Origin of the sequence: Streptomyces showdoensis (assembly GCF_039535475.1) — a bacterium.
Lineage (GTDB): Bacteria > Actinomycetota > Actinomycetes > Streptomycetales > Streptomycetaceae > Streptomyces > Streptomyces showdoensis.
Map to the genome: position 1 here is coordinate 1,879,581 of NZ_BAAAXG010000026.1, position 19,412 is coordinate 1,898,992.

General features: G+C 74.8%; 18 protein-coding genes. 12 read left to right on the forward strand and 6 right to left on the reverse strand.

Annotated features, from left to right (window positions below):
• Positions 1-27: 27 nt before the first annotated feature.
• The 9 genes from ABD981_RS21565 to ABD981_RS21605 all read left to right on the forward strand — a co-directional run bounded on the left by ABD981_RS21565 (position 28) and on the right by ABD981_RS21605 (position 9,615).
• Positions 28-1,464, forward strand: a complete 1,437-nt coding sequence (locus ABD981_RS21565) for an MFS transporter (protein ID WP_046910339.1) — start codon at positions 28-30, stop codon at positions 1,462-1,464.
• Positions 1,465-1,706: 242 nt separating this feature from the next.
• Positions 1,707-2,120 carry a DUF3151 domain-containing protein gene (locus ABD981_RS21570; protein ID WP_046910340.1) on the forward strand — a complete coding sequence of 138 codons (414 nt, stop codon included), beginning with the start codon at positions 1,707-1,709 and terminating at the stop codon, positions 2,118-2,120.
• A 234-nt stretch (positions 2,121-2,354) separates the two neighbouring features.
• Complete coding sequence (locus ABD981_RS21575; RefSeq protein WP_240495385.1) at positions 2,355-3,131, forward strand: DUF3152 domain-containing protein; 777 nt, start codon at positions 2,355-2,357, stop codon at positions 3,129-3,131.
• Between the two features lie 110 nt (positions 3,132-3,241).
• The gene (locus ABD981_RS21580) at positions 3,242-4,090 is read left to right on the forward strand and encodes a tryptophan 2,3-dioxygenase family protein (protein WP_046910342.1); all 849 of its coding nucleotides are present in this window, start codon (positions 3,242-3,244) and stop codon (positions 4,088-4,090) included.
• On the forward strand, positions 4,083-5,303 hold the full coding sequence (gene kynU, locus ABD981_RS21585) for a kynureninase (RefSeq protein WP_046910343.1): 1,221 nt from the start codon (positions 4,083-4,085) through the stop codon (positions 5,301-5,303). Before ABD981_RS21580 ends, kynU begins: the two co-directional genes overlap by 8 nt.
• Before the next feature lie 89 nt (positions 5,304-5,392).
• The gene (locus tag ABD981_RS21590) at positions 5,393-6,241 is read left to right on the forward strand and encodes an alpha/beta hydrolase family protein (protein ID WP_046910344.1); all 849 of its coding nucleotides are present in this window, start codon (positions 5,393-5,395) and stop codon (positions 6,239-6,241) included.
• Positions 6,242-6,390: 149 nt separating this feature from the next.
• A complete protein-coding gene (locus ABD981_RS21595; RefSeq protein WP_123954930.1) occupies positions 6,391-7,698 on the forward strand; it encodes a sensor histidine kinase in 1,308 nt (435 codons plus the stop codon).
• Positions 7,695-8,357 carry a response regulator gene (locus tag ABD981_RS21600; RefSeq protein WP_046910346.1) on the forward strand — a complete coding sequence of 221 codons (663 nt, stop codon included), beginning with the start codon at positions 7,695-7,697 and terminating at the stop codon, positions 8,355-8,357. Before ABD981_RS21595 ends, ABD981_RS21600 begins: the two co-directional genes overlap by 4 nt.
• 46 nt (positions 8,358-8,403) lie before the next feature.
• Positions 8,404-9,615: a cytochrome P450 gene (locus ABD981_RS21605; protein ID WP_046910347.1), complete on the forward strand. Its 1,212-nt coding sequence runs from the start codon at positions 8,404-8,406 to the stop codon at positions 9,613-9,615.
• Positions 9,616-9,697: 82 nt separating this feature from the next.
• Here the strand turns inward: ABD981_RS21605 and ABD981_RS21610 are convergent, their stop codons facing one another.
• Positions 9,698-11,272, reverse strand: coding sequence for an ABC transporter permease (locus ABD981_RS21610; protein WP_046910348.1), 1,575 nt, complete (start codon positions 11,270-11,272; stop codon positions 9,698-9,700).
• The gene (locus tag ABD981_RS21615) at positions 11,269-12,168 is read right to left on the reverse strand and encodes an ABC transporter ATP-binding protein (protein ID WP_046910349.1); all 900 of its coding nucleotides are present in this window, start codon (positions 12,166-12,168) and stop codon (positions 11,269-11,271) included. The genes ABD981_RS21610 and ABD981_RS21615 overlap by 4 nt, the downstream gene beginning before the upstream one ends.
• A gap of 75 nt (positions 12,169-12,243) precedes the next feature.
• Between ABD981_RS21615 and ABD981_RS21620 the strand changes: the two genes are divergently transcribed.
• Positions 12,244-12,747, forward strand: a complete 504-nt coding sequence (locus ABD981_RS21620; protein WP_046910350.1) for a GbsR/MarR family transcriptional regulator — start codon at positions 12,244-12,246, stop codon at positions 12,745-12,747.
• Here the strand turns inward: ABD981_RS21620 and ABD981_RS21625 are convergent.
• Together ABD981_RS21625 and ABD981_RS21630 are read right to left on the reverse strand one after the other, a co-directional pair.
• Positions 12,708-14,213, reverse strand: coding sequence for a hypothetical protein (locus ABD981_RS21625; RefSeq protein WP_345530192.1), 1,506 nt, complete (start codon positions 14,211-14,213; stop codon positions 12,708-12,710). The genes ABD981_RS21620 and ABD981_RS21625 overlap by 40 nt on opposite strands.
• Before the next feature lie 40 nt (positions 14,214-14,253).
• The gene (locus ABD981_RS21630; RefSeq protein WP_046911858.1) at positions 14,254-15,069 is read right to left on the reverse strand and encodes a diacylglycerol kinase family protein; all 816 of its coding nucleotides are present in this window, start codon (positions 15,067-15,069) and stop codon (positions 14,254-14,256) included.
• A gap of 143 nt (positions 15,070-15,212) precedes the next feature.
• On the opposite strand from ABD981_RS21630, the gene ABD981_RS21635 reads away from it, so the two are divergent.
• Entirely contained in the window at positions 15,213-16,496 is a 1,284-nt protein-coding gene (locus ABD981_RS21635; protein ID WP_046911857.1) for an adenylosuccinate synthase, read from the forward strand.
• 169 nt (positions 16,497-16,665) lie between these two features.
• Here the strand turns inward: ABD981_RS21635 and ABD981_RS21640 are convergent, their stop codons facing one another.
• The gene (locus ABD981_RS21640; RefSeq protein ID WP_046911856.1) at positions 16,666-17,496 is read right to left on the reverse strand and encodes an oxidoreductase; all 831 of its coding nucleotides are present in this window, start codon (positions 17,494-17,496) and stop codon (positions 16,666-16,668) included.
• Between the two features lie 93 nt (positions 17,497-17,589).
• Here ABD981_RS21640 and ABD981_RS21645 point away from each other — a divergent pair, with 93 nt between their 5' ends.
• Complete coding sequence (locus ABD981_RS21645; protein WP_046911855.1) at positions 17,590-18,501, forward strand: LysR family transcriptional regulator; 912 nt, start codon at positions 17,590-17,592, stop codon at positions 18,499-18,501.
• 3 nt (positions 18,502-18,504) lie between these two features.
• Here ABD981_RS21645 and ABD981_RS21650 read toward each other — a convergent pair whose 3' ends face one another.
• Complete coding sequence (locus tag ABD981_RS21650; protein ID WP_345530195.1) at positions 18,505-19,077, reverse strand: hypothetical protein; 573 nt, start codon at positions 19,075-19,077, stop codon at positions 18,505-18,507.
• Positions 19,078-19,412: the final 335 nt, after the last annotated feature.

Here is a 19,412-nt window from a genome sequence, read left to right on the forward strand (position 1 = left end):
TTCCCGCGTTCGCGGGACCATGCAGGCATGGACATCCGGCTCGCCTCGGGCACGGGGCGCTGGATCGTGTTCACCACGGTCCTCGGCTCGGGCATGGCGCTGCTCGACTCCACCGTCGTCAACGTCGCCCTGCCCCACATCGGCGAGGACCTGGGCGCCGACATCGCCGACCTGCAGTGGACCGTCAACGCCTACATGCTGACCCTCGCCGGGCTCATCCTGCTCGGCGGCTCGCTCGGCGACCGGTACGGGCGGCGCCGGATCTTCGTGATCGGCGTGGTCTGGTTCGCGGTGGCCTCGCTGCTGTGCGGGCTGGCCCCGAACGCGGGCGTCCTCATCGCGGCGCGGGCCCTCCAGGGCGTCGGCGGGGCGCTGCTCACCCCCGGCTCGCTGGCGCTGATCCAGGCAAGTTTCCACGAGGACGACCGGGCCAAGGCGGTCGGGCTCTGGTCCGGCTTCGGCGGGGTGGGGGCCGCGGTCGGGCCCTTCGTGGGCGGCTGGCTGGTCGACGGGCCCGGCTGGCGCTGGGTCTTCTTCCTGAACGTGCCGCTCGCGCTGGTCTGCGTGCCGGTGGCGCTGCGGCACGTGCCGGAGTCGCGCGACGAGACCGCCCACGGGCGCTTCGACGTGCTCGGGGCGGTGCTGGGAGCGGCGGGGCTCGCCCTCGTGACGTACGCGCTGATCGCGCAGGTGTGGTGGGCGGGCGCGGCCGGGGCCGTGCTGGGCGGCGCGTTCGTGGGCGTGGAGCGCAGGCGGGGCGAGGACGCGATGGCGCCGCCCTCGGTGTTCCGGTCCCGGCTCTTCACCGCGGTCAACCTGGTCACCCTGTGCGTGTACGGGGCGTTCGGCGGGTTCTTCTTCCTGGCCGCGCTCCAGCTCCAGGTGGTCTCCGGCTACTCGGCGCTCGCCGCCGGCACGGCCATGCTGCCGACCACGGTCCTGATGCTGCTGGGCTCCGCCAAGTCCGGCGAGCTCGGCGAGCGCACCGGGCCGCGGCTGCCGCTCACCGTGGGGCCGCTGCTGTGCGCGGCCGGGATGCTGCTGATGCTGCGGGTCGGGGAGGACGTCTCGTACCTGACGGACGTGCTGCCCGCGATGCTCGTCCTCGGGCTCGGCATGACCACGCTGGTCGCCCCGCTGACGGCCACCGTGCTGGCCTCGGTGCCGGTGACCCGGGCGGGGCTGGCCAGCGGCATCAACAACGCGGCGGCACGGGCCGCCGGGCTGCTCGCGGTGGCCGCGCTGCCCGCGCTGACGGGGATGAGCCCGGAGGCGTACCGCTCGGCGGAGGAGTTCGGCGCCACCTTCCGCACCGCGATGCCGCTGCTCGCCGGGCTGCTGGCGGCGGGGGCCGTCCTGGCCTGGGTCCTCGTGCGTCCGCCGCCGCGGCTGAGCTGCCACCCCGAGTGCCGGTACCACTGCGCGATGGCCTCGCCGCCGCTGGATCCGGGGGAGGAGGTCTGATCACCGGGGAGGGGGCGCCTGATCACCAGGGGCGGTGCGAAGGCCTGAAGCCGGTGGTGCGGCGGGGGCCGGGGGCCGGGGGCTCCGCGGGGGCAGGGGTGTCCGGACTGCGACCTTCACCTCGCTTCGCTCGTTACGGGCGCCGCCACGTCCGGACACCCCTGCCCCCGCTCCGCCCCCGGCCCCCTCGCGCCCGTCGGCCGCTGACTCCCGGGCGTGGTTCCTGAGGCAGACTGGGGCGCATGGCCATCCACGAGAACCTGCTGGGGGGACCGGCCCCCACCCACCTGCCCGACGACCCGGAGCCGCGCGAGCTGCTGGCCGGCGGGGCCGCTCCGGCGGACGTCGCCGCGAAGTACCCGACCTCCTCGCTCGCCTGGGCGCAGCTCGCCGACGACGCGTACGAGCGCGGCAACGTCATCGAGTCGTACGCCTACGCCCGTACCGGCTACCACCGCGGGCTGGACGCGCTGCGCCGCAACGGCTGGAAGGGCCACGGTCCGGTGCCGTGGGAGCACGAGCCGAACCGCGGCTTCCTGCGCGCCCTGCACGCCCTGGCCCGCGCGGCCGGCGACATCGGCGAGAAGGAGGAGCACGAGCGCTGCGCCACCTTCCTGCGGGACTCCTCGCAGACCGCGGCCGACACCCTGGGCTGAGGCCCCCGGGCCGGGATCTCCCCCTCCGCTCGCGGGACGGGGGAGATCCGGCCGTCGTGCCCGATGTGTTCGGGCGTGTTCGAAGGGTCGGTAGCATCCTCCGGACCGCAGGAGCCGGCGGCCGGTGCGGAGGCCCCCCACGTCCTTCTCCCCCCGTCCCGGCCCACGCACGGGGAGAAGGCTGTCTTGGGCAAGCGCGTCGCCTCGCGGAGCCGTCCGCGGAACGGACGGGGGGTGCGGCTTCCCGTGCTCCTGCTCGTCCTCGTGTCGCTCTGCGGGGGTGTCGCCCTCGCCCGTTACGGCGGTGAGCGGGGGAGCCGTACCGGCTCCGCGGCTCCGGGGGCCGGGACCGCCACGGGCCGTGCGACCGCCGCGCCGCCTCCGGCCACGGTGAGGCCCGGGCCCACCCGCACCCCCGAGGCCGCCTCCGGGAAGCGGTCCGTGCCGCGGTCCGGGACCGGGACCTTCACCGTCGCGCGGGCCTCCGGTGCCGCCGTCGGCAGCGGGGGGTCCCTGCGGCGTTACCGCGTGGAGGTCGAGGACGGCGTCGCCGTCTCCGCGCGCGCCGCCGCCGCCGAGATCCAGCGGATCCTCGCGCACCCGCGCGGCTGGGCGGCGCACGGACGTGGCCGGTTCCAGCTGGTCTCCGAGGACGCCGACTTCGTCATCCGGATCGCCACCCCGGACACCGCCGACCGGCTCTGCCGGGAGAACGGCATGGACACGCACGGGGAGCTGAACTGCGAGACCACCGCCGGTGTCGTGGTCAATCTGCGGCGGTGGGTGCTCGGGTCCCCGACCTTCGCGGGCGAGGCCGCCGAGTACCGGCATCTGATCATCAACCACGAGGTCGGTCACGAGATCGGCCTCCGGAACCACCTCGGCTGCCCGGGACCGGGCAGGCCGGCCCCCGTGATGATGCAGCAGATCAAGGGGCTGAACGGCTGCCGATCGAACGCGTTTCCGTATGACGAAGAGGGGATCTACATCTCCGGGCCGATCGTGTCATGATGCGCGTGGGAGCCCGTGCGACGAAGCGCGCCTCCCGAGGGGACCGGGGCTCCCGTGCCGGAAGGCGACGAGCGGACCGCTACCCGGTAGTACGTATCGAGGAGACAGAAATGTCCACCTTCCCCGATGCCGGAGCCGGTTCGGTCGCCGATGCGCCGAATCTCGACTTCGCGGGCACCACGCCGTACGAGGACTACGTCCAGGCGGACGTCCTCACCCACCTCCAGCACCTGCGCTCCGACGACCCGGGCGAGATGGTCTTCCTGGTCACCACCCAGGTCATGGAGCTGTGGTTCACCGTGATCGTCCACGAGTGGGAGACCGCGAGCCGGGCTCTGCGCGAGGACGACCTGGCCGTCGCGAGGGACGCGCTCAAGCGGTCCGTGCGCGAGCTGGAGGCGCTGAACCACTCCTGGCGGCCGCTCGCCCAGCTCACCCCCGCCCAGTTCAACGCCTACCGCGGCGCGCTCGGCGAGGGCTCCGGCTTCCAGTCGGCGATGTACCGGCGGATGGAGTTCCTGCTCGGCGAGAAGGCGGCCTCCATGCTGGTGCCGCACCGGGGCGCGCCCCGGGTCCACGCCGAGCTGGAGAAGGCGCTCCAGGAGCCCAGCCTGTACGACGAGACGCTGCGGCTGCTCGCCCGGCGCGGCCTGCCCGTCCCGGCCGAGGTCCTCGGCCGCGACCTGGCGCTGCGCTACGAGCCGCACCCCGAGGTCGAGCGGATCTGGGCCGGGATCTACGCCGACCCCGACCAGAACGGCGAACTCGTGCGGCTCGGCGAGGCGTTGAGCGACGTCGCCGAGCTGGTGTGGCGCTGGCGCAACGACCACCTGGTGGCGACCCGGCGCGCGATGGGCGCCAAGACCGGCACCGGCGGCTCGGCCGGGGTGGCCTGGCTGGAGAAGCGGGCGCAGAAGAACGTGTTCCCCGAGCTGTGGACGGCGCGCAGCCATGTCTGACACCTACGCGCGTCGGGCCGCCGAGCTCGACCGGGCCGACGGACTCGGCGTGCACCGGAAGAAGTTCGTGCTCGACGAGGGCGTCTACCTGGACGGCAACTCGCTCGGCGCCCTGCCCGCCCACGTGCCCGCCCGGATGGCCGACGTCCTCGCCCGCGAGTGGGGCGAGCTGCGCATCCGTTCCTGGGACGAGTCCGGCTGGTGGACCGCGCCCGAGCGGATCGGCGACCGGATCGCCCCGCTCGTCGGCGCCGCGCCCGGACGGATCGTGGTCGGCGACTCGACCAGCGTGAACGTCTTCAAGGCGGTCGTCGCGGCGGCCCGGCTGGCCGGGGAGGGACGCGACGAGATCCTCGTCGACGCGACGACCTTTCCCACGGACGGGTACATCGCGGCGTCCGCGGCGCGCCTGACCGGTCACCGGATCGTGCCCCTCGACCCGGCGGAGATGGCCGCCGCGGCCGGCCCCCGGACCGCCCTCGCCCTGGTCAACCACGTCGACTACCGCACCGGACGGCTCCAGGACCTGCCCGGGCTCACCGCCGCCCTCCACGCGGCGGGCGCGCTGGCCGTCTGGGACCTGTGCCACAGCGCGGGCGCCCTGCCGGTCGGGCTGGACGAGCACGGGGTCGACCTGGCCGTCGGCTGCACCTACAAGTACCTGAACGGCGGCCCCGGTTCGCCCGCGTACCTGTACGTCGCCGAGCGCCACCAGGCGGCCTTCGACTCGCCGCTGCCCGGCTGGAACTCGCACGCCGACCCGTTCGGGATGACCCCGGGCTACCAGGCCGCCGACGGCGCGCTGCGGGGCCGGGTCGGCACGCCCGACATCCTGTCCACGCTCGCCCTGGAATCGGCGCTCGACGTCTGGGACGGGGTCGCGATCGAGGACGTACGGGCCAAGTCCCTCGCCCTCACGGACTTCTTCCTGGAGTGCGTCGAGGCGTACGTCCCCGCGGGGCGGGTCGTCTCGGTGACGCCCGAGGCGCACGGGGAACGGGGCAGCCAGGTCGCGCTGCGCTGCGCCGAGGCGCCCGCGGTGATGGCGGAGCTGATCCGGCGCGGAGTCGTCGGCGACCTGCGCCGCCCGGACATCCTCCGCTTCGGCTTCACCCCGCTGTACGTCGGCTTCGCGGACGCGGAGCGGGCGGCCCGGGTGCTCGCGGAGGTCCTGGCGGACGTCCCCGCACACCTGCCTCCGGCACAGGTCTGATGATCGCCTGATCTGCGGGTGCCGGACTCCTGGTACCGTCCCCGCAGGTCAGGCCAATTCGGCCTCGTATCCGAGAGGTTGGAAGCAGCATGCCGGACCCCGCCGCGCGCGACGCCGCCGAAGAGGCATCGGCCTTCTCGCACCCGGCCGTCCCCCCGGACGCCTCCGCCGCGTACGGTGCGCACCCCGAGCAGGTCGTCGACTTCTACGCCCCGCGCGACGGCCGCCGGAGCGCCCCGCTGGTGGTCGCCCTGCACGGCGGCGCCTGGCGGGCCCCCTACGACCGGCGGCACCTGACGCCCTTCACGGACTTCCTGGCCCGCCGCGGTTTCGCGGTGGCCAACGTCGAGTACCGGCGGGGGAACGGGGGCCTGGTGGCCGGGCGCTGGCCGGACACCTTCGACGACGTGGCCGCGGCGCTCGACGCCGTCCCGGACCTGGCCGCCGAGGCCCTGCCGGCGGCCGACCCGCGCCGCATCGTGCTGACCGGCCACTCGGCCGGCGGCCACCTGGCGCTGTGGGCCGCGGCCCGGCACGTCCTGCCCGCCGGCTCCCCGTGGCGCCTGCCGGCCCCGCCGGCCCTGCGCGGGGTGGTGGCCCTGGCCCCGATCGCGCACTTCGGGAGCGCGGTGGAGCTGGCGGTGTGCGGCGGCGCCGTCGGCCAACTCCTGGGCGAGGAAGCAGAGTTCTCCGCGCGTGCCGCGCACGCCGACCCTTCGCTGCTCCTCCCGACCGGCATCGCCACCACCGTCGTCCAGGGGCGCGAGGACATCGTCGTCCCGCCCGCCGTCGCCGAGGCCTACGTCGACGCGGCGGCCAGGGCGGGCGAGACGGTCGGCTTCACGCTGCTCGAGGACGCGGGCCACTTCCCGCTGATCGACCCGTCGGCGGACGCCTGCGCGGTGGTGGCCGAGGAGATCGCCCAGCTCGCCTGGTAGCCCCCGGGGCCGCCGTAGTCCTCAAGGCGGACCTGCCAGGATCCGTATCCAGCGGGACGCCCGCCGGGCGGCCCCGCCCGTACGGTGTTCGTGTGACTTCGACGACCCGGACCTCCGAAACGAGCGGCAGCCCCGAGCTCCGCCTGACGATGAAGGCGCTCGGCGGTCTGCGGGCGGACCTTCTCGACGACGCCAACGCCTACCGCCCGCTGCCCCGCATGAACGTGGAGCGCGGCCTGACCCGCTTCCTGCCGGAGCGGATACGGATCTACGCCGGCCTGCTGCCGCACGCCCTGGTCATCGGCCTCGCCGTGATCGTGTTCGGCATCGGCTACACGACCGGCGGCCACTACGGCCTGCGGGGACTGCTCTTCGCCGGCTTCCCCGCCGCGACGGTGCTGCTCACCCTCGTGCGGCCGGTCTTCGCCTTCTGGGTGTCGCTCGTCTCGACCCCGTTCCTCGCGTACGTCGGGTTCTCGGGCATGTGGCCCTGGGAGCCGAACTCGCTCGCCGGCCACCTGGTCGTCCTCACCATCGTGGCCCTGCGCACCCGCCCCCGCACCGCCGCCTGGATGTGGCTGATCACCGCCGGCTACGCCTTCTTCGCCAGCTTCCTGTTCGGGGTGGGGGTGGGACTCACCAACGACGCCCCCCAGCTGCTGTTCTTCTCCGCGCTGATCCTGCTGGTCGTCACCGTCCGCCAGGTCCGCCGGGAGGCCGCCGCCGAGGTCACCGCCCAGCAGTCGGTGACGGCCGTGGAGCGGTCGAAGCGCACGCTCCTGGAGGAGCGCACCACCATCGCCCGCGAGCTGCACGACGTCGTCGCCCACCACATGTCGGTGGTCGCCATCCAGGCCGAGGCCGCCCCGTACCGGGTGGAGAACCCTCCGCCGGAGCTGGAGCAGGCCTTCGCGACCATCCGCGAGAACGCCGTCGCCGCCCTGACCGAGCTGCGCCGCGTCCTCGGCGTCGTCCGCGCGGAGGACTACGAGGCGCCGGACGCCCCGCAGCCCACCCTCGCCGACCTGGACGGCCTGGTCGGCAACGTCCGCGAGGCCGGTCTGGACGTCGAGCTGACGGTGACCGGGCAGGTGCGCGAGCTGCCGCAGGGCGTGGAACTCTCGGCGTACCGGATCGTCCAGGAGGCGCTGTCGAACGTGCTGCGGCACGCGCCCGGCGCCGGTGCCAAGGTCGAGGTGAGCCACGTCCTCGGCGGGATCGGGCTGCGGATCGTCAACGGCCCGGCCCGCGGATTGGTCAAGCCCACCCGTCACCCGGCCACCACCCCGGAAGGAGGGCTGCGCCGGCCCCCTTCGATGGGTGCCGGGCACGGCATCACCGGGATGCGGGAGCGGGTCGCCATGCTCAACGGGGAGATGACGGCCGAGCCGACCGACGAGGGCGGCTACGCCGTCACCGCGTACATCCCCGTCCCCCGTGAGGAGGTCGTCGAATGACGATCCGGGTCCTGATCGTCGACGACCAGATGATGGTCCGCGAGGGTTTCTCCGTGCTGCTCGGCGCGATGCCGGACATCGAGGTGGTCGGCGAGGCCGTCAACGGGCGCGAGGCCGTCGCCCAGGTCGCCGCGCTCCGCCCCGACGTGGTCCTGATGGACATCCGCATGCCGGAGCTGAACGGCATCGAGGCCACCCGCGAGATCGTCGCCGCCGACGCGGACGCGAAGGTGCTCGTGCTGACCACCTTCGACCTCGACGAGTACGTGTACCAGGCGCTGCGCGCCGGGGCCTCGGGCTTCCTGCTCAAGGACGCCTCGGCCCGGCAGCTCGCCGACGGCGTCCGGGTGGTCGCGAGCGGCGAGGCGCTGCTCGCGCCGACCGTCACCAAGCGCCTGATCACCGAGTTCGCCCGCTCGGCGGTCTCGCCGCGGCCGCCCGCCATGGCGCAGATCGGCGAGCTGACCGAGCGCGAGACGGAGGTCCTGGTGCTGATCGCGCAGGGCCTGTCGAACGTGGAGATCGCCGACCACCTGGTCGTGGCCGAGTCCACGATCAAGACCCACGTCAGCCGCATCCTGGTGAAGCTGGGCCTGCGCGACCGGACGCAGGCGGCGGTCTTCGCGTACGAGGCACGGCTGGTGCAGGTCGGCGGCTGAGGCCGTACGGGGGGCCCGGGGGCCGCGGGGCCGGTAGCGTCCGGTCATGGACGCTGCCTTCGACCCCTGGTCCCCGGAGTTCGTCGCCGATCCCTACCCCGCCTACGCGGAGCTGCGCGCCGCCGGGCGCGCCCACTGGTACGCGCCGACCCGCCAGTGGCTGGTCCCGCACTACGCGGACGTGTCGGCGCTGCTGCGGGACCGCCGCCTCGGGCGTACGTACACCCACCGCTTCAGCCACGAGGAGTTCGGGCGCGAGGCCCCGGACGCCGCCCACGAGCCCTTCCACACGCTCAACGACCACGGGCTGCTCGACCTGGAGGGCGCCGACCACGCCAGGATCCGGCGGCTCGTCTCCAAGGCGTTCACGCCCCGGACCGTGGAGCGGCTGGCGCCGACGGTGCGGCGGCTCGCGGCGGAGCTGGTGGGGGCGCTGGTCGCGGACGGGGGCGGCGACCTGCTCGCGGCGGTCGCCGAGCCGCTCCCGGTGGCGGTGATCGCCGAGATGCTCGGCATCCCGGAGGGCGACGAGGAGCGGGGGATGCTGCGGCCGTGGTCCGCGGACATCTGCGGCATGTTCGAGCTGAACCCCTCGGAGGAGACGGCCCGCCGCGCGGTCCGCGCCTCGATCGAGTTCTCCGACTACCTGCGGGAGCTGATCGCCCGGCGCCGCGAGGACCCGGGGGACGATCTGATCTCGGCGCTGATCGGCGTGGCGGAGCTGACCGAGCAGGAGATGGTCTCCACCTGCGTGCTGCTCCTGAACGCCGGCCACGAGGCCACCGTGAACACCACGGTCAACGGCTGGTGGACGCTGCTGTCGCACGGGGTCCGCCCGGAGCTCGGCCCCGGTCCGGAGCCCGATCCCGAAAAGTTGTCCACAGCTGTGGAAGAACTTCTGCGCTTCGACACCCCGCTCCAGATGTTCGAGCGCTGGGTCCTCGACGACATCGAGCTCGGCGGCCAGGTCATCCCGCGCGGCTCCGAGGTCGCCCTGCTCTTCGGCTCCGCCAACCGCGACCCGGCCCGCTTCGGCCCCACCGCCGACCGGCTCGACCTCACCCGCGCCGACAACCCGCACCTCACCTTCGGCGCCGGCATCCACTACTGCCTCGGCGCCCCGCTCGCCCGCCTGGAGCTGACGGCCGTCTTCGGCGAACTCCTCCGCCGCGCACCGGGCCTCCGGCTGGTCGCGGAGCCGGTGTGGAAGCCGGGGTACGTCATCAGGGGCTTCGAGGAGCTGCTGGTCGAGGTCTGAGGCCGGGACCCCGGGCACCCGGGCGTACGGGAGGGCCCCCGTCGGATCGGCCCGGCGGGGGTCCTCGCGGGTACGTACCGGCTCAGCTCGTCAGGTCCCGCCGGCGCAGCCCCGCCAGGCCGGCCGCCGTCAGGGCCGCCGCCAGCGCCGTGAGGGCGAGCAGCGGGGTCCAGGCGAGCTCCTGGCCGGGCAGCTTCGGCAGGTGGGCGAAGGGGGAGAGGTCCAGGACGGCCCGCGGCAGGTCGAGGGCGGGGCCGATCCAGCCGAGGGCCAGGCACGCCCCGGCCACGCCCCAGGCGGCGACGGCGGCCCTCGGGACGGCGCCCCAGAGCAGCACCGCGAGGCCGGCCAGGGTCCAGACGGCCGGGAGCTGGGCGAGCGAGGCGCCCAGGACCGGGCCGAGGCCGTGCCCGTACGCGAGGGCCAGGCCCAGCCCGCTCAGGAGCATGATCAGCGCCGATCCGCCGAAGGCGACCGCCAGGTGACCGGCCGCCCAGCGCAGCCGGCCGACGGGGGCGGCGAGCAGCGGTTCGGCGCGCTGCGAGGTCTCCTCGCCGTGCAGCCGCAGCACCGAGCCGACCGCGAACAGGGCGGCGACCATCCCGAACAGGCCGACCATGGTGGCGAGGAAGGCGTCCGTGAGGGCGCTCTGCCCGCCCATCCGCTCGAAGATCTCCCGGGCCTTCTCGTTGTCGCCGACGAGCTCGGCCGCCCCCTCGACCATGCCGCCGAAGACCAGGCCGCCGAGCAGGAAGCCGAGCGACCAGCCGAGCAGCGTGCCGCGCTGGAGCCGCCAGGCGAGGGCGCCCGCCGTCGCGAGCCGGCCCGAGGCGGGGCCCGGGCGGGTGGGCAGGAAGCTCATGCCCACGTCACGGCGGGCCGTCAGGCCGTACGCGACGGCCGTCTGGACGCCGACGGCCGCGGCGATCAGCAGCAGCACCCCCCAGCGTTCGCCGGCGAAGGCGCGGACGTTCTCGGTCCAGCCGACGGGGGAGAGCCAGGTCAGGACGGCCCCGCCCGAGGGGTCCCCCGCGTCGCCCGCCGCGCGGAGCGTGAAGGCGAGGCCGAGCAGGCCCGCCGTCAGGCCCTTGGCGAGCCGGGCGCTCTCGGTGAGCTGGGCGACGATCGCGGCGAGCGTCGCGAAGACCATGCCGGTCCCGCCGATCGCGAGGCCGAGCGCGAGCGCCCCGGCCGCGCCCTGTCCGGCGAGCCCGGCGGTCACGACGAGGGCGACGGCCGCGTCGGCGGCGAGCGCGGTGAGGAGCGCGGCGGTCAGCGGGGCGCGGCGGCCCACCGCGGCGGCGGACAGCATCTCCTGACGGCCCGTCTCCTCCTCCTCGCGGGTGTGCCGGACGACGATGATCAGGCTCATGACGGCGGCGAGCACGGCGGCGAAGGTGCCGAACCGCCAGGCGACGAGCGCGCCGAGGGAGTCGTCGAAGACCGGGCCGTACAGGGAGCGCATCGAGCTGTTGGCGGTCATGGAGGCGGCGAGTTCGGCGCGCTGGGCGGCGGTGCCGTAGAGGCCTTCGAGGGAGCCCGCGCCACTGGCGGCCATGCCGCCGGTGACCAGGACCCAGACCGGCAGCATCAGCCGGTCGCGGCGCAGGGCGAGCCGGGTGAGGGCCCCGGTGCCGGTGAGGGCGGCCGTACTCATCGGGCCATCGCCCCGTCTTCCTCGTAGTGGCGGAGGAAGAGCTCCTCCAGGGTGGGCGGGGTGCTGGTCAGGCTGCGGACCCCGGCGCCGGTGAGCGAGCGGAGCACCGCGTCGAGCCGGTCCGTGTCGACCTGGAGCCGCACCCGGTGGCCCCGCACGTCGAGGCCGTGGACGCCGGGGAGTCCGGCGAGTCCGTCCGGCGGGCCGGCGAGTTCGGCGACGACGCTGGTGCGGGTGAGGTGGCGCAGCTCGGCGAGCGAGCCGGACTCGACCGTGCGGCCCTTGCGGATGATGCTGACCCGGTCGCAGAGGGTCTCGACCTCGCTGAGGATGTGGCTGGACAGCAGCACGGTCGCCCCGCGCTCGCGGGCCTCGCCGACGCACTCCTGGAAGACCTCCTCCATCAACGGGTCGAGTCCGCTGGTGGGCTCGTCGAGGACGAACAGCTCCGCGTCGGAGGCGAAGGCGGCGACCAGGGCGACCTTCTGCCGGTTGCCCTTGGAGTAGGTCCGGCCCTTCTTGGTCGGGTCGAGCTCGAAGCGCTCGGTCAGCCGGGCCCGCCGGGCCGGGTCGAGGCCGCCGCGCAGCCGTCCGTACAGGTCGATGACCTCGCCGCCGGAGAGGTTGCGCCAGAGGGTGACGTCGCCGGGTACGTAGGCGATCCGGCGGTGCAGCTCGACGGCGTCGGCCCAGGGGTCCCGGCCGAGCAGCCGCACGTCCCCGGAGTCGGCGCGGAGCAGTCCGAGCAGGACCCGGATGGTGGTGGACTTGCCGGCGCCGTTGGGGCCGAGGAAGCCGTGGACCTCGCCGGCCGCGACGTCGAGGTCGAGGCCGTCCAGCGCGTGGGTGCGCCCGAACGCCTTGCGGAGCCCGGCCATCGTGATTGCCTTCGTCATGGTTCAGAACGTACGCGGGTTTCACAAATTTGTGAAGTTAAGGAACCATAGAAAGTCAGTGACATAGTGGAGGGCATGACGACGACCAACGAAGAGGCGGTCTCCCGCTTCGTCGAGCGCTTCGCCGCCGAGCTCACCGAGGCGGGCATGCAGCGCATGGCCTCCCGCGTCTTCGCGGCCCTGCTGGCCTCGGAGACGGCCTCGGCGACCTCGGCCGAGCTCGCCGAACAGCTCAAGATCAGTCCGGCCGCCGTCTCGGGCGCGATCCGCTACCTCACCCAGGTCAGCATGGTCAGCCGCGAGCGCGACCCCGGGACCCGCCGCGAGCGCTACGTCCTGCACAACGAGCTCTGGTACGAGACCTTCACCCGCCGCGACCAGGTCCTCACCCGCTGGGAGAAGGTCCTGCGGGACGGCTCCGAGATCCTCGGCCCGGACACCGCGGCGGGCACCCGGACGGCGGAGACGGCCGAGTTCTTCGAGTTCCTCCAGAAGGAGATGCTCGGCCTGATGGACCGCTGGCGGGCCCACAAGGAGGCTCAGGCCGCGGGGGACCCCGGGACGACCCGCGCCTCCTGAGGCGGCGCGAGCCGCTCCAGGTACTCCCGCGCGGCCCGATCACCCGCGCGCAGCTCCTCGTACGGCCCGGAGGGCCACAGCGGGCGCCCCTCGATCCACGGGACGACCACCGGCCGCCCGGCGCCGTCCGTCACGCCGCGCAGCTCGACCGGGCCGGCCGGGGCCGACGGGACCCCGCGCCGGGGCTGCTTCAGGGTGCCGGGCAGCCGCAGCGGGAGCACCGCCTCGGGCAGGTCGGCCGCCCCGTCGCCGCCCGGGAAGAGCACCAGGACCGGAGCGCCGCCGTGCGGGTCGAACAGCAGCGCGTACCGCTTCGGCACGGGCACGGGGCCCCGCGCGGCCCGCGCGAGCAGCCGGGCGGCCGGGCGGCCGGCGGTGAGGAAGCGGTGGCCGGAGTGCAGGAGGAAGCCCGCGCCGAACGCGATGACGGCGTACGCGACGACGGCCGGGTAGTCGGACGAGCGGCTCAGCAGCATCAGCAGCCCGGTCCCCACGAGGACCGGCGCGCCCAGCAGCTTCGGCACGCCCGCCACCCACCGCAGCGAGCGCACCCGCCACCACGGCACCGCGCGCACGTCCGCCTCGCGGTGCGGCCGGCCGGTCCCGGGCAGGACCTGCCGCCGGGCGGCGGCGGAGAGGACCGCGTACGTGAGGGGGCGAGGGCCCCGGACCCAGTCTTCGGCGCTGGTGGTGCCGGTGGTGCCGGGCGTGCCCGCTGTGGCGGCCCCGGCCCCGCCGCCGGCGCCGGTCCAGGCCTCGGCGGCGTCGTGCGGCCCGGCGGCCCGCGCCCCGGCCCCGGGGCCCTGCGCCCCGGCCCCGGCCCCGGCCCCGGCCTCGGCGTCCGTGTCGAGCGGCCCGGCGGCCCGCGCTGCCGCGTCCCGCGTCCCCGGGCCCTGCGGCTGGGCGGGGGACGGGCGGTCGAAGAGGCCCGCGGCCGCTGCCAGGTGGAGGGTCCGCTGCCGGGTGTGGTGGCCGCGTACCGGCCGCGCCCAGACCGGATCCCCGCCGCCGGGCGGCGCGAGCACGCCGCCCCGGTCCGGATCGCCGCACCACCACAGGACGCCGTCGGGACCCGGCAGGACCCGCTCGTACCGGTGCTTCGACGCCGCCAGGTCCACCGGCCAGGCCCGCCCGGCGGCCCGGTCGCCCAGGACGACCGACGGGGGCACCATGCCCCCGCGGACGACCGCCACGGCGGGGTGGGCCGACCACGCGCCCGCCGCCAGCGCCCGCCGGATCCGCCCGGCGTTCCGCAGGGCGCTGAGGGAGATGGCCAGCAGGATCAGACCGGTCGTGCCGAGACCGGCGGCCGGCTCCGACGACCAGGAGGCCTCGACGGGCAGCAGGGCGAAGACCAGGCCGAGGGCGGTGAGGACCGCCCCCGCCGTCGTGCCCCGCACCGCCTGTCCCCGGTACCGCCCCAGCCCCTGCCGGGTCTCCTCCCGGTCCAGCGCGCACCCCACCACGACCCCCCGCTCCCCGCATGATCACGTGCCTCCGGGGAGGCTAGACCGCGCCCGCCTCCCGGGGAAGCGTCAGCGCCCACGCCCCCGCCCGGACCGTCCACTCCCGCCGCCGCACCGGTCCCGAGACCGTGGCGTCGGCGCGGTAGCGGAAGTCGGGCCCGGTCACCGTCAGGACCTGGGCGGTGGCGTGCACGGCCGGGGCGCCGGCGGGGGCGAGGGTCAGCGCGGCCGAGCCGCCCAGGGCCCGCACGGTCAGCCCCTCCAGCGGGGTGTCCACGTCGCTGAGCAGCACCCCGTCCGCCTCCACTCGCAGCCGGTGGGCGCGGTCGACGGCGTGCGCGGGCGCGGGCGCCGGGCGGACCAGCGTGCGCACCAGGGAGCGGCAGGTGTCCCAGACGGTCGGCGGCGCGGTGGCCAGGACGCGGGAGGCCGGGACGTCCAGGCGGTGCAGGACGACGCCGCCGCTGTCGTCCACGAGCAGGTCCAGGCGGCGCGCCACGCCGTCGAGGACCGTCCGGGCGGCCGCCACCGTGCCCGGCGGCACGCCGAGCGCGCGGGCGACCCGGAGGTGGTCGGGGACGCCGATCGGGACCAGCGCGAGGGGGGCGCGGGAGGGGTCGCGCTCCCGGTGGAGCAGGGTCACCGTGCGGAGCAGCGCGCGGTCGTCGCCGAGCACCACGGGGCGCCGGGAACCCCGCCTGGCCAGCAGCCGGGCGAACTCCTCCGGACCGTCCGGCAGGCAGATCTTCGTTTCCGCGCCGGCTGACAGCACATCCTTCGCGATGCGCACGGACTCGCCGTCCAATCGGCGGGCGACCGGGTCGATGATGACCAGCAGCTGGTCGGTATCCGACACCTCGGTCCTTCCTCGGGTAGCATCTTTGTGCAAGAGCCCCTTGCGCTATTGCGCCAGGGGCTTCGTCTATTCCGGGGCACACCGGTGAGGCGGCGTACGCCCCCTGACCTTGGACATGCCCCACCCGGAAGGGGTGTACGCCTGTGCCCGCACTTGTGCTGCTCGGTGCTCAGTGGGGTGACGAGGGCAAGGGAAAGGCCACCGACCTCCTCGGTGGATCCGTTGACTATGTGGTGCGCTACCAGGGCGGCAACAACGCCGGCCACACGGTCGTCGTAGGCGACCAGAAGTACGCGCTGCATCTTCTCCCTTCCGGAATCCTCTCCCCGGGGTGCACCCCGGTGATCGGAAACGGTGTCGTCGTCGACCCGGCGGTCCTGCTCTCCGAGCTGAGCGGACTCAACGAGCGCGGCGTCGACACGTCGAAGCTCCTGATCAGCGGCAACGCCCACCTGATCACGCCGTACAACGTCACCCTCGACAAGGTGACGGAACGGTTCCTCGGCAAGCGCAAGATCGGCACCACCGGGCGCGGCATCGGCCCGACCTACGCCGACAAGATCAACCGCGTCGGCATCCGGGTCCAGGACCTGTACGACGAGTCGATCCTCACCCAGAAGGTCGAGGCGGCGCTGGAGGGCAAGAACCAGCTGCTCGCCAAGCTCTACAACCGCCGCGCGATCGACGCCGCCCAGATCGTCGAGGAGATGCTCCAGTACGCGGAGCAGATCAAGCCGTTCGTCGCGGACACCACGCTGATCCTGAACAACGCGCTCGACGACGACAAGGTCGTGCTCTTCGAGGGCGGCCAGGGCACCCTGCTCGACGTCGACCACGGCACGTACCCCTTCGTCACCTCCTCGAACCCGACCGCCGGCGGTGCCTGCACGGGTGCGGGCGTGGGCCCGACGAAGATCAGCCGCGTCATCGGCATCCTCAAGGCGTACACGACCCGCGTCGGCGCCGGCCCGTTCCCGACCGAGCTCTTCGACGCGGACGGCGAGGCCCTGCGGCGCATCGGCGGCGAGCGCGGTGTGACCACCGGCCGTGACCGTCGCTGCGGCTGGTTCGACGCGGTCATCGCCCGCTACGCGACCCGTGTCAACGGCCTGACCGACTTCTTCCTCACCAAGCTCGACGTGCTGACCGGCTGGGAGCAGATCCCGGTCTGCGTCGCGTACGAGATCGACGGCAAGCGCGTCGAGGAGCTGCCCTACTCGCAGACCGACTTCCACCACGCGAAGCCGATCTACGAGATGCTGCCGGGCTGGTCCGAGGACATCACCAAGGCCAAGACCTTCGGCGACCTGCCGAAGAACGCGCAGGCGTACGTGAAGGCGCTGGAGGAGATGTCCGGCGCCCCGATCTCCGCGATCGGCGTGGGCCCGGGCCGCACCGAGACGATCGAGATCAACTCGTTCCTCTAGGCCCATCCGGGTCCTCCGGGGCCTCCAGGCATGACGGAAGGGCCCGCACCCCGAGGGGTGCGGGCCCTTTCCCCTGCCCTGCCCTGCCCTGCCCTGCCCTGCCCTGCCCTGGCCCGGCCTGGCCCGGCCTGGCCCGGCCTGCTCCGCTCTGTCCCGCGTCGCCGTGCCCCTACGCGTCGAAGCCCGTCTCCCGCCCGACCTTCTCCCAGGCCGCCAGGTCCCCCCGCACCTGCTCCAGGTGCGCGTGGATCGCGTCGATCGCGTCGGGGCCGAGCGCGAGCCGCAGCGGCGGCTCCTCGGCGGCCAGGGCGGCCAGGACCGCGGCGGCGGCCTTCGCCGGGTCGCCGGCCTGCCCGCCGTCGCCGCCCTCGACGAAGGCGCGGGTGGCGCCGACCGTGTCGGCGTAGTCGGCGACGGTGTCCGTGCTGAGGCTGCCGTTGCCGAAGAGGGAGGTCCGGAAGGCGCCCGGCTCCACGATCAGGACCCGGATGCCCAGCGGGTTCACCTCGGCGGCCAGCGCCTCCGACAGGCCCTCCAGGGCGAACTTGGTCGCGCTGTAGGCGCCGAATCCGGCCATCGACATCTGCCCGCCGACGCTGCTGAGCTGCACGATCGCGCCGGAGCGGCGGGCCCGCATGTACGGCAGGACGGCCCGGGTCAGCGCGGCGGGCCCGAAGACGTGCACGTCGAAGAGCGAGCGCAGCTCCGCGTCGTCCGTCTCCTCGACCGAGCCGACGTGGGTCCGGCCCGCGTTGTTGACCAGGACGTCGATGCGCCCGTGCCGCTCGGCGACCCCGCGGACCACCCGCTCGACGGCCGCGTGGTCGGTGACGTCCAGGGCGACCGCCTCGACCTGGTCGGGGTGGGCGGCGACCAGGTCGTCCAGGGTGCCCGTACGGCGGGCGGCGGCGACCACGACGTCGCCGGCGCCGACCGCGGCCTCGGCGAAGGCGCGCCCGAAGCCGCTGTTCGCCCCGGTGACCAACCAGACCCTGCTCATGGTGTTCCGTTCCCCTCGTCGTCCGAACTCTGTCAACAAGACTGCGGGCAAAGGGCGTTGCCCGTCCAAGATCCTTCGTGATAGCCAGGGGGCATGACGACGCTCGACGTGCACGGCCGGGACCTGCGCTACTTCGTCGCCGTGGCCGAGGAGCTCCACTTCACCCGCGCCGCCGAACGGCTCTACGTCTCCCAGCCCGCGCTCAGCAAGCAGATCCGGGCCCTGGAACGGCAGCTCGGCACCGCCCTGTTCGACCGCGACCGGCGCACCGTCCGGCTCACCGGCGCCGGTACGGCCCTGCTGCCGCACGCCCGGGCGGTGCTCGCGGCCTGGACGGAGGGGGAGGCGGCGCTGCGGGAGGCCCTGGCGGCCCGGCGGTCCACGCTCGTCATCGGCATGTCCACCAGCCCCGGCCGGGGCGGCCTGCTCCCGGCGATCCGCTCCCGCTTCACCGAACGGCACCCCGAGGCCCGGCTGCGGCTGCGCCAGGTGGGCTGGGAGGATCCCACGGCCGGGCTCGCCGACGGCACCAGCGACGTGGCCTTCGTCTGGCTGCCGCTCGCCGACGCCGAGCGCTACCGCTGGGTCGTCGTCGCCACCGAACCCCGCCTGCTCGCCCTCCCCGAGACCCACCCGCTCGCCGCCCGCGACCGCGTCCCCTTCGCCGCCCTCCTCGACGAGCCCTTCCTCGCGCTCCCCGAGGGCAGCCCCGAACTGCGCGACCACTGGCTCGCCGTGGACGCCCGCGGCGGCCGCCCGCCCAGGATCGGCGCCGAGATCGCCTCCACCGACGAGACGTACGAGGCCCTGGTCGACGGCCTCGGCGTCTGCCTGGTCGCCGCGGGCAACGCGCCCCTGCTCACCCGCGGCGGCGTCGTCACCCGCCCCGTCGACGGCATCGCGGAATGCCGCTTCGCCCTCGCCTGGCGCGCCGACGACCCCCGCCGGGCCGTCCACGACTACGCCCGCGCGGCGACCGCGGCGGCGGCGGCGCCGGCCTCGTAGCCCCTACCCCCGCTGGTACTCCCCCGGCTCCCCGTCCGCGGACATCCCGTAGACCAGGAGCCGGTCCTTGCCCTGGTAGCGGACGATGCGCAGGTTGGTGGAGCCGTCCTCGACGCAGTCCGGGTCCCAGCTGTCCGGGTCGCGGGTCTGGGGGCCGACGACGAGGAGGGGGCCCGCGGCGGCGACGAGGGCCGTGGCGGTGCAGTGGACGTTCTCGGAGGTGTTGTCGCCGTTGGAGTCGGTGCGCGGGTACGACTGCTCGACGCGGACCAGGGGGGCGCCGACCGGGCCCTGGGAGACGGTCAGGCGGTTGACCCAGCGGTCGGGCTCCGGGGGCGCCACCCCGCCGAGCGGCACCTGGTTCCAGGTGCCGAGCAGCGCGGCCGGGACGACGGCCGCGCCGGTCCTGGCGCGCTGGAACGTGCTCTTGGCGACGCCCGAGCTCCACTCGACGACGTCGTTGGCGCGCAGCCGCAGCGTCTGGCGGGCGGCCGGCGTGCAGCGCTGGGCCGGGACGCTCGCGGTGATCTCGGCCTCGCCCAGGACGAGTTCGGAATCGGTGGCGGAGAGCAGCACGGCGCGGCCGATGCACAGCCGCTCCCCGGTGACATGGGTGTAGACGGCGGTCCTGCTGCCCGCCGCGCCCTGGCCGATCTCGATCCGGCTGGTCTCGTACGGGGCGTCCGCGGCGCCCCGCAGGACGCCCTCCCAGGCCCCGAGGAACGCGGCCGGGACGATCCCGGCGGGCCGCGCGGAGGCGGAGCTCCCCGTGCCGCGCCCCTTGCCGTCCGGGCCGCCGGTCCCGCCGCCCGTCCCCTGCCAGGCGAGGTATCCGAGGGCGGCGGCCCCCCGCGACGGCGAGGGCGGTGAGGGCGGCGGTCAGGCCCCGGCGGCGGCGCCGGGGGGTCGGG